The sequence below is a fragment of the Anabaena sp. CS-542/02 genome, from assembly GCF_028331085.1.
In the GTDB taxonomy this organism is placed as follows: domain Bacteria; phylum Cyanobacteriota; class Cyanobacteriia; order Cyanobacteriales; family Nostocaceae; genus Anabaenopsis; species Anabaenopsis arnoldii.
This window is the reverse complement of record NZ_JAQMTM010000116.1, coordinates 1-9,054: the sequence shown is the minus strand read 5'-3', so window position 1 is coordinate 9,054 and position 9,054 is coordinate 1. Positions and strand designations below refer to the sequence as shown.

General features: G+C 38.1%; 10 protein-coding genes and 1 tRNA gene. 9 read left to right on the top strand and 2 right to left on the bottom strand.

The genetic code is table 11. The annotated features are described in order from the left end of the window. Window positions 1-268 precede the first annotated feature (268 nt). The 5 genes from PN447_RS12880 to PN447_RS12860 all read left to right on the top strand — a co-directional run bounded on the left by PN447_RS12880 (window position 269) and on the right by PN447_RS12860 (window position 2,145). A complete protein-coding gene (locus tag PN447_RS12880) occupies window positions 269-853 on the top strand; it encodes a Uma2 family endonuclease (RefSeq protein WP_271763443.1) in 585 nt (194 codons plus the stop codon). A gap of 39 nt (window positions 854-892) precedes the next feature. Then, window positions 893-1,144 (top strand): DUF2281 domain-containing protein, encoded by a 252-nt coding sequence (locus PN447_RS12875; protein WP_271763442.1) that lies wholly within the window; start codon window positions 893-895, stop codon window positions 1,142-1,144. Further along, window positions 1,141-1,563, top strand: coding sequence for a type II toxin-antitoxin system VapC family toxin (locus PN447_RS12870; RefSeq protein ID WP_271732139.1), 423 nt, complete (start codon window positions 1,141-1,143; stop codon window positions 1,561-1,563). Before PN447_RS12875 ends, PN447_RS12870 begins: the two co-directional genes overlap by 4 nt. Before the next feature lie 3 nt (window positions 1,564-1,566). Further along, window positions 1,567-1,692, top strand: coding sequence for a hypothetical protein (locus PN447_RS12865; RefSeq protein ID WP_271763441.1), 126 nt, complete (start codon window positions 1,567-1,569; stop codon window positions 1,690-1,692). 99 nt (window positions 1,693-1,791) lie between these two features. Further along, entirely contained in the window at window positions 1,792-2,145 is a 354-nt protein-coding gene (locus PN447_RS12860; protein WP_271763440.1) for a type I restriction enzyme subunit R domain-containing protein, read from the top strand. Between the two features lie 88 nt (window positions 2,146-2,233). Here the strand turns inward: PN447_RS12860 and PN447_RS12855 are convergent. Next, window positions 2,234-2,307, bottom strand: a tRNA-Val gene (locus PN447_RS12855). A gap of 1,915 nt (window positions 2,308-4,222) precedes the next feature. Between PN447_RS12855 and PN447_RS12850 the strand changes: the two genes are divergently transcribed. The 4 genes from PN447_RS12850 to PN447_RS12835 all read left to right on the top strand — a co-directional run bounded on the left by PN447_RS12850 (window position 4,223) and on the right by PN447_RS12835 (window position 7,752). Beyond that, window positions 4,223-4,417, top strand: coding sequence for a heavy-metal-associated domain-containing protein (locus PN447_RS12850; RefSeq protein WP_271763444.1), 195 nt, complete (start codon window positions 4,223-4,225; stop codon window positions 4,415-4,417). Between the two features lie 152 nt (window positions 4,418-4,569). Further along, window positions 4,570-6,846 carry a heavy metal translocating P-type ATPase gene (locus PN447_RS12845; protein WP_271763438.1) on the top strand — a complete coding sequence of 759 codons (2,277 nt, stop codon included), beginning with the start codon at window positions 4,570-4,572 and terminating at the stop codon, window positions 6,844-6,846. Between the two features lie 8 nt (window positions 6,847-6,854). Then, window positions 6,855-7,091 carry a hypothetical protein gene (locus PN447_RS12840; RefSeq protein ID WP_271763437.1) on the top strand — a complete coding sequence of 79 codons (237 nt, stop codon included), beginning with the start codon at window positions 6,855-6,857 and terminating at the stop codon, window positions 7,089-7,091. 274 nt (window positions 7,092-7,365) lie between these two features. Next, window positions 7,366-7,752 carry a hypothetical protein gene (locus PN447_RS12835; RefSeq protein ID WP_271763436.1) on the top strand — a complete coding sequence of 129 codons (387 nt, stop codon included), beginning with the start codon at window positions 7,366-7,368 and terminating at the stop codon, window positions 7,750-7,752. Here the strand turns inward: PN447_RS12835 and PN447_RS12830 are convergent. Then, window positions 7,741-9,054 (bottom strand): TaqI-like C-terminal specificity domain-containing protein (locus tag PN447_RS12830; protein ID WP_271763435.1); only part of this gene is annotated, 1,314 nt, incomplete at its 5' end. The two genes, PN447_RS12835 and PN447_RS12830, sit on opposite strands and share 12 nt — an antisense overlap.

The window sequence follows — 9,054 nt, the reverse complement described above, 5'->3', positions numbered from 1 at the left end:
GGTTGAGACATTGACGCATAGATTCACACCATGGGCTGGTTATTTATGGCTCAGAAAAATTATACAAGAAAATATATAAATAATTATACATCTTTGCTGTTTTGAGTGCGGTTACCCATGTTTACACAGATGATACATAGTATTGAGTAGGTTGGGTTGAACGAAGTGAAACCCAACCTACAAAAATTAAATTGATATTATTTATTATAAGGGCATAAATAGAACAAATAAAATAAAAGTATTACCCATTACCAATTACTCAAAGAAAATGATTGCAGCTAAAGAAAACACCCCCCACCTCACCCCCGAAGAATACTTTGCATGGGAAGAAAAACAACTAGAAAAACACGAATATATCAACGGCCAAGTTTACGCCGTGAGTGGCGGTAGCGTCAATCATAGCCGCATTGCTATTAGATTTACGACTATATTTGATACCCATTTAGACGCTAGTAGTTGCATAACAGGTAACTCAGACCTCAAAGTTAATATTTTAGGTACTAATAACTACACCTACCCAGATGTTAGCGTCACCTGCGACGAACGGGACAAAACCAATACCCAATATATTACCTACCCCTGCTTAATAGTTGAAGTTTTATCAAAAACTACCGAAGCTTATGACAGAGGTGGTAAATTTAGAATGTATAAAAATAATCCAGCCTTAATAGATTATCTGCTAGTCAGTTCCACCAGCATGGAAATTGACCTTTATCATAAAAACGAGGCTGGAGACTGGTTAATTATCAACTACAAACCAGGTGACACCATCCAACTTAAAAGCATTAATCTTAACTTTCCCCTTGAACAAATCTATCGCGGTTTAAATCTTGAACCAGAGAATGGGGAATAATAGAAGTATTACCAAATTACCTACTATCCATTAACCAATATGCTCACCCTAGAAATAGCCATTCAAAAAATTCAACAACTCCCCCCCGAACAACAAAAAAAAGTGATTGAATTTGTAGAATTTCTGGAATTTCAATCAAGTCAAACCCCTGATCAGCAAACACCCACTGCAACAGAAACCCCCAAAACATCCTTCGCAGCAGCGACTAAAGAATTTATCGGTTGTCTTGACAGCAATCTTGAAGACCTTTCCCATAATCCTCAGTATCTAGAAAAATTTGGCCAATCATGACTAGAACCACAATTTTAGATACAGGAGTTTTAATTGCTTACCTGATGCCCAAAGATAAATTTCACCCTTGGGCAGTTTCCCAACTCGCTCAAATCAGCACCCCTATCTTAACTAATGAGGCCGTAATTACAGAAGCCTGTTTCCTCGCCCAAAGGATTCATAATGGACAAGAAACTATTCTAAAACTGATTCAACAAGGTCATATCATTATCCCTTTTATCCTCAACCAAGAAATTGAAGCCATAGAAAACCTAATGAAACGCTATGCTTCAGTACCAATGTCTCTAGCTGATGCCTGTTTAGTCAGAATGAGCGAAATGTACGAAGATAGCCAAATTCTAACCCTAGATAGTGACTTTACCATTTATCGAAAGCAGCGCAACCAACCAATTTCCGTCATTATGCCTAACGAGAATTAAGCTATGACTCAATCTGAAGCTGAATTAGAACAACAGTTAATTGAACGCCTAACCACATTAGGCTATGAACCTGTCACCATTGGCAACGCTGAAGACCTCAAAGCCAACCTGAAAACCCAACTGGAATAATATAACGGTATCCAACTCAGCGACACGGAATTTAAAACCATCCTCAACCACCTAGATAAAGGTAACGTATTCGATCGCGCTAAACGTCTCCGGGATAAAATGGAACTCAACCGCGACGATGGTACAACCTTTTACCTAGAATTTATCAACACTGAGCATTGGTGTCAAAATCAATGTCAAGTTACCAACCAAACCGATACCAGTAACCGCAGTCATAGCTGCAACAAATTAAACGAATTTATTGCGGACTATAACCAGATGTATAAAACCCAGCATTCCGCTAGAGATAGTCAGGCTTTCTATGCCTACTACAAAGATATTTCTAAACGGAATTATTGGAAATTATCAACAAGTTTGATGACGCTATTGGTGAGATTGATGAGGAAGAGTAAAACAGTTCTCAAAACAGGCGATCGCCCCTGGCAAATACCAGTAATGACACGGTATTGCTGAGGGTAATATCTTCTGAATATGCGCCTTTGAAAATTTAACCCGGCTATGAGATACGCTCATATGATGTCCGGGATATTTTCATTAACTATGGACGTAACTGGATTCGAACCAGTGACCTCTACGATGTCAACGTAGCGCTCTAACCAACTGAGCTATACGTCCTTAACCACACGATTATTTAACTTAGCACATATCTTATAGGAAAGCAACTATTATTTTATTTATTTTTCTCTCTAAAACCGTGGAGGCTTTTCTCAAGATATAGCATTTCCCATGCTCGTGAGGTACAAAGTTTTTTAGTTTCAGGGAACAGGGAACAGGGAATAGGGAATTGGTGTGTACTTCATTAGCCTGAAAAGGGCTTTATATACTATAAGTATTTTTTATACTAGTATTTGAATTTATCCTCCTGGTTAAACAGTAAATAAATATACTAAGTTGACAATAAAGTACCAGATTCTCAACATAGGCTAGAATTTAGAGCCTATTTATACAGTAAATATAAGGATTTGACGCTTTGAAAGGATAGAAATTAGGGGTAACCGACCCACTCTAAAATTTACCTTTAATTCTCCATCGTGTTTGTCGCAGTAATGCCATATCATATTAAAAAATATTTGCACACATTCCCTAGGAAGATGACCTGAATAATTAGCAGGTTTAAATTAAAATTGGTGTGTCGATTAACTGCTTTCTATGGAGGTTTAGCCGAGTGCTAAACCTTTTTTATGCTGATATATTTCAGTTATGGTATTGCTTATATCTAACCTATAGATAGATGAAATTTACACAAAAGTACATTTACAGTCATAATATATGGTAAACTCTTGCTCAATATGGGCTTGGCTAATGCTCAAGCCTCTTTTGTATATTTTCAATTTAGCTCTGGGTTTATCCTTTAGTGCATTAAAAAAGGATTTTAGCATCATATCATAAATGTCGTTTTTTTGTATATATCGATAGGTATTATAAATAATTTATTTATGCTGTTATTATTCAGTTCGTTAATGCCTGAAAAACATATAACTACCCTGGAGTTAAGGCCAGGGTTTTCTTTTGAGATGTTGGTTACAGATAGATGACATCTCACCAGGGTATGAGTAATTTTTTGATAAATGCCTATCTATTGTGGATAATGATACCATGTTTATAGATATGATATTTAGCATATTTAATATAATTTGTATACTGCTTTAAGGCAGATGAATTGTAATCAGTTTATATATAAATTGGCTAAATATGGTAAACACCTGGTATATATAAAGGCTTGGCTCTCGTCCAGGCCTTTTTCGTGCTTTTGACATATGAATGAAATGCAAAATATAGATTGAACCTAATACTGTACCGACTGCGGGAAGATGAAGTTCAAAAGAAGTTGTCTTAAATTGTAGCTTAGTACGTTGTTAAGCACAGCAATAATCAAGGTTTGGTTCACCGCCAAACTTTTTTTTATGATTAATAATTGCTTATCTATCAGCTTTAAGGCTATTTGAACAGATCCTTTAGGAGGATGAACTAAAGGTATAGAACTATTAAATTATTATTGGTGTAGTAAATGCTTGGTATACATAAGGGCTTGGCTTGTCCAAGCCTTTTTCCTAACAATTTATATCAGCTTATATCAGCCAGAAGATGAGATTTTGGCACAGAAATATTGAGTATAATTAAATACTAAATAAATATATGGCATTATTATATAGCCTTTTTCAGTCTCATGAAGTACACACCAATTCCCTATTCCCTATTCCCTATTCCCTGTTCCCTGTTCCCTCAAACTAAAAAAAATTGTACCTCACGAGCATGGGAAATGCTATATTGATACCATGACATGGGGACGGAAAAGAATTTAAAGAGTTGTAAACTATGATAGACTCTCTAGCTGGCTGGAGAGTTTAGGATGGATATAAGATAAAAGCCAAACTTAATAGCTGATGACAGTCCAAAGCATCCCTAAAGCCATTAAAGCCATTAAAAGAGGATTCCCCACAAATTAGCAATGGCTGAATTAGCTTTACGACTGATATTCAGCAGATACAAGCTAAATCTTGATAGTTCTTTGATTCCATACCGTAAATCTATGACACTCAAACTCACAGTTCCCAATATGGCTTGTTCTGCTTGTGCCAAGAATATTACTAATGCAGTAAAAGCAGTTGATGCCAATGCTACGATTGAGGCTGACCCCCAAACCAAATTTGTGAGCGTAGAAACTCAAGCATCGGAAGCATCAATTAAGAATGCTTTAGCTGCTGCAGGCTATCCAGCTGCTTAAAACTGATTATACCCGCTAAGATGCCTAGCGTATAAGAGTTTGATGTAATTTACACATCTAAACTAAATGTGTTTGAGCGGATGAAGTTGCATTCATCAATTGGATGCAACTTTGACTGGATAGGCTACACTAGCAAAAGTGATTGACTGAGCATGGATACTCTCACGCTTAAACTCCGGGGTATGAGTTGCGCTTCCTGCGCAAATAACATTGACCAAGCTATTCGCTTGATTCCAGGGGTGATTGACTGCAATGTTAACTTTGCTGCTGAACAGGCTACAATCAATTATGATCGAACACGTACTAATTTAAAGATTATCCAAAGCGCCATCGATGCTGCGGGATACTCTTCTTACCAGGTTTCAGAAGACATACTGACTGGAGAAGATGATACTCAGACAGCAATTAAGTTAGCCGCGGAACAGGAAATTAGCCGCAAGGTGATTGTGGCGGGTGTGATCGCTATAATCATTTTTGTGGGTTCCATACCCATGATGACAGGGTTAAACTTCTGGTTTATTCCCGAATTTCTCCATAATTATTGGGTGCAGTTACTGTTGACTACCCCAGTACAGTTTTGGTGTGGTTGGGGTTTTTATGTGAATGGCTGGAAAGCCCTCAAGCACCATACAGCAACAATGGATACCCTGATGGCAGTGGGTACAAGTGCTGCATATCTATATTCTTTGTTTGTGACTCTGTTTTCGGGATTTTTTACGGCTCAGGGTTTAATCCCTCATGTATATTATGAGGTTTCGGTAACTGTAATTGCTTTAATTTTGCTGGGGCGGTTGTTAGAGCATCGCGCTAGGGGAAAAACCTCGGAAGCTATTCATAAACTGATGGGACTACAACCCAGAAATGCTAGGGTTATCCGTGGTGGTGTAGAAATGGATATTTCTATTACCGAGGTGGAAATTAATGATGTGATTGTGGTGCGTCCAGGGGAAAAGATTCCTGTAGATGGTGAGGTGATTACTGGTATTTCTACGGTGGATGAGTCCATGGTTACTGGTGAAAGCTTACCAGTGCAAAAGCAACCGGGAGATGAGGTAATTGGGGCGACTATTAACAAAACTGGTAGTTTTCAGTTTCGAGCGACACGAGTGGGAAAGGATACTTTTTTGGCGCAAATAGTCAAACTTGTGCAGCAAGCACAGGGTTCTAAAGCGCCAATTCAAAGATTAGCAGATCAGGTTACAGGATGGTTTGTACCTGCTGTAATTGCGATCGCGATCGCCACCTTTGTGATGTGGTTTAACTTCATGGGTAACTTCACCCTAGCAATCATGACCACAGTGGGTGTACTGATTATAGCTTGTCCCTGCGCTTTGGGTTTAGCGACTCCCACTTCAATTATGGTGGGCACTGGTAAAGGTGCGGAAAATGGTATTTTAATTAAAGATGCCCAAAGCCTAGAGCTAGCACACAAAATCACCACGATTGTTTTGGATAAAACCGGAACTTTAACTCAAGGGAATCCCACAGTTACCGATTTTGTCTGTGTGAAGGGTACTGCTAACCACAATGAACTACAGCTTTTACAGTTAGCTGCTGCTGTAGAGCGCAATTCGGAGCATCCCTTGGCTGATGCGGTGGTAAAATATGCCCAATCCCAAGAGGTGAGTTTAATTGAGTGTAATAACTTTGCAGCTGTCCCTGGTAGTGGCGTTCAAGGTGTGGTGTCAGACCGCTTAGTACAAATTGGTACAGAACGCTGGTTGACAGAACTGGGAATTAATAATCACTCCCTCCAGGAATATAAACAGGTCTGGGAAGCTGGGGGTAAAACTGTGATTTTAATAGCTGTAGATGGTGAGCTAGAAGGAGTGATGGGTATTGCTGATGCTCTGAAACCTTCCTCAGCAGCAGCAGTTAAAATACTACAGAAACTTAGATTAGAAGTGGTAATGCTGACTGGAGATAACAGGAAAACTGCGGAGGCGATCGCCCAAGAAGTGGGTATCCAGAGAGTTTTTGCAGAGGTACGCCCAGATCAAAAAGCCGCCATAATTCAATCCCTCCAAAGCGATGGTAAATCTAAAATTGTGGCGATGGTAGGTGATGGTATTAATGATGCACCTGCACTCGCACAAGCAGATGTGGGTATTGCGATTGGTACAGGAACAGATGTGGCGATCGCCGCGAGTGATATTACTCTGATTTCTGGAGATTTACAGGGAATTGTGACGGCAATTCAACTTAGCCGGGCTACAATTGGCAATATCCGCCAAAATCTCTTCTTTGCCTTTATTTACAACATCATAGGTATCCCGGTCGCTGCGGGAATTCTCTTTCCCTTCTTTGGGTGGTTGCTAAATCCGATTCTCGCCGGTGCTGCAATGGCTTTATCTTCCGTCTCTGTGGTCACCAATGCCTTGAGATTGCGGAAATTTAAACCAAAAATCATCTCTGGAGGTGTACAATAATTTCAACTATGTTCAATAAAAATATACTTTGGGCTAGTCTGGCGGCTTTGGGTCTATCCCTAGGAACAGCATCAGCAACAATACCAAATCATTCATCAGTGGAAACTAATGATTTTCACCCTAGGTCGCAACCTTTGGCTTTGAAAGTTGGTGTAACTATTGGTGGTGTCGCTTTAATTGCGTTAGAGCTATGGTGGTTTCTGTTGAGTAAATCACCATCACAACCCAACCGCAAAGAAGATTAATTAGGGAAGCGATCGCAGTTCCGTATATTTGTATAAAGCGATCGCCAGATTAATCCCTAGCCACAGGGATAGATCATCAAAATTGTAATTCTCTTTTGGCAGAGATGATTGCAGTGGCAAGCCCCCCATCTCCCCAAGAGACTTCCCCAAGGCTTAAAGAAAGAGCAGTCCATTGATTTTTGGCAATAAAAAAAATTCTGCGGGGTTTTAGGCTTAAAATTGCTTAAAAGGTCAATTTATAGTTAACTTTGCCACCAGCAGGACATCCCCAGCTATGATTAATGAAATTTTTCCTTTCCATTTTGAGATAGACAAAATCGCCATTGCCGGAGCCTGTCTGTGGTCATTGGCGCTATACTTGATATTTTCCCCACTGCGTGATATAATAATAGAACTGCTCAGTAAATGGTTTAACTTCGCCGAGCGATCGCTTTACATAAGTCAACAAGAATTTGAAAAAACACGCCAAGCCAGAGAATCTCAAAACGCCTTTTACGCTTCACTATTTAGCATCATTCCCTTTCTAGTAATTGGCGCTTTATCCAACTGGTTTCTAGAAATTAGCTTAGGACGTAGCTGGGGCATCAGCATAGGTATAATGGCTTGTATTATTTCTGCTATTTATGAACTAGCTCGCCAAAGTGGGGAATTAGACGAATGACCCTTCCACAATAGCTATTTCCTCATCAGTTAATTCATAGAGTTCATACACCAACTGATTAATCTGTCTATCTGTAGCATTAAGTTGTTGTTGAATTCTTCTTTTAGCTGGTGGTGTTTGAGCTTGATTTAGCTGTTCATGCAAAAACAACATTTGTTCAACCAGTTTAACTATTTGATTGTGAAGATTTGTTTCTGATAAATTCTCGAAATTAATCCTGCGGATTGGTAGCTGTTCAAGAAACTGAGTAAAATAACGGAAAAAACCACCACGAATTGTGGTGCTAATATTCTTGAAGTAAAAATCTAATAACTTACTGTTGAGTAATCCTAAAATGTATTTAATGGACTCCTTTACATGATTTTTCAGTGTAATTCCATAACCACTAGTAAAAGCATACTCTCCTCTTTCGTCTAAGGCAAAAGATGCTTTAATGGCAATATCAGGTACTAGTATTTTAGGATATCTCATCAACTCTATATTTTTGGGATAAATATAACCATACCAACCAGATCCCTGCATCTTACCTTTTTCTCGGTTTTCTAATTTGATTTGATTTTGGATGAGATAATCAAGAGTTAGCGGATAATTATTACAGAGTTTATTTTCATTGAGCAGATTAACTTGTCCGTTCACTAGTTCATAAGGAATAATCAATAACTTATTGGAATATAAAAGCTGATAGGCTTTAATTTCCTTACCCTGTAGAAAAGGAGAAGTTAAACTTGATTCAATTGTAATTACTTTATCTAAAGATTTAGAGTACACATCTAGTAAGTTATCTCTCTTTTGAGAAATAAAATCTACAACATATACTTCATTCGCGCTGGTTCTAATACCTTGAGAAATATTATTTTTAATAATACCTAAACTTACAAATCTATGATCATTAAACTTTTCAAAGAATAAGGCGTGATTAAATTTGCTAAAGTTCCATGTTTTACTAATAAAAGATTGTTGAATAATGCTGATTTTTTCAATCCTGTCATCAGTAACCCACTCTAATAAATCCTGTACTTGAATAAAAGTAACTTCTGATTTATTTGTCTTAGATAAGAAAAGCAAGCAGGTATAAGTTGATACTCTAGCAAAAACTTGTTGATCTCCAAAGTAAACTATTTTTTCCAGGTATTGACCTTTAGCAATTAATTTTCTTAAAGATTCTCCATATTGAGCATTAAAAAACTTATGGGGTAAGATCAAACCCAAACGCCCATCCTTTCTTAACAGATTTAGTCCTTTTTCTACAAAAACAACATAAATATCATAATTTCCCTTACTTGCAGAAACATATTGTTCCTT

Coding starts and splice junctions, on each gene's coding strand:
- PN447_RS12880 (WP_271763443.1), top strand. CDS start 269: ATGATTGCAGCTAAAGAAAACACCCCCCACCTCACCCCCGAAGAATAC.
- PN447_RS12875 (WP_271763442.1), top strand. CDS start 893: ATGCTCACCCTAGAAATAGCCATTCAAAAAATTCAACAACTCCCCCCC.
- PN447_RS12870 (WP_271732139.1), top strand. CDS start 1,141: ATGACTAGAACCACAATTTTAGATACAGGAGTTTTAATTGCTTACCTG.
- PN447_RS12865 (WP_271763441.1), top strand. CDS start 1,567: ATGACTCAATCTGAAGCTGAATTAGAACAACAGTTAATTGAACGCCTA.
- PN447_RS12860 (WP_271763440.1), top strand. CDS start 1,792: ATGGAACTCAACCGCGACGATGGTACAACCTTTTACCTAGAATTTATC.
- PN447_RS12850 (WP_271763444.1), top strand. CDS start 4,223: ATGACACTCAAACTCACAGTTCCCAATATGGCTTGTTCTGCTTGTGCC.
- PN447_RS12845 (WP_271763438.1), top strand. CDS start 4,570: ATGGATACTCTCACGCTTAAACTCCGGGGTATGAGTTGCGCTTCCTGC.
- PN447_RS12840 (WP_271763437.1), top strand. CDS start 6,855: ATGTTCAATAAAAATATACTTTGGGCTAGTCTGGCGGCTTTGGGTCTA.
- PN447_RS12835 (WP_271763436.1), top strand. CDS start 7,366: ATGATTAATGAAATTTTTCCTTTCCATTTTGAGATAGACAAAATCGCC.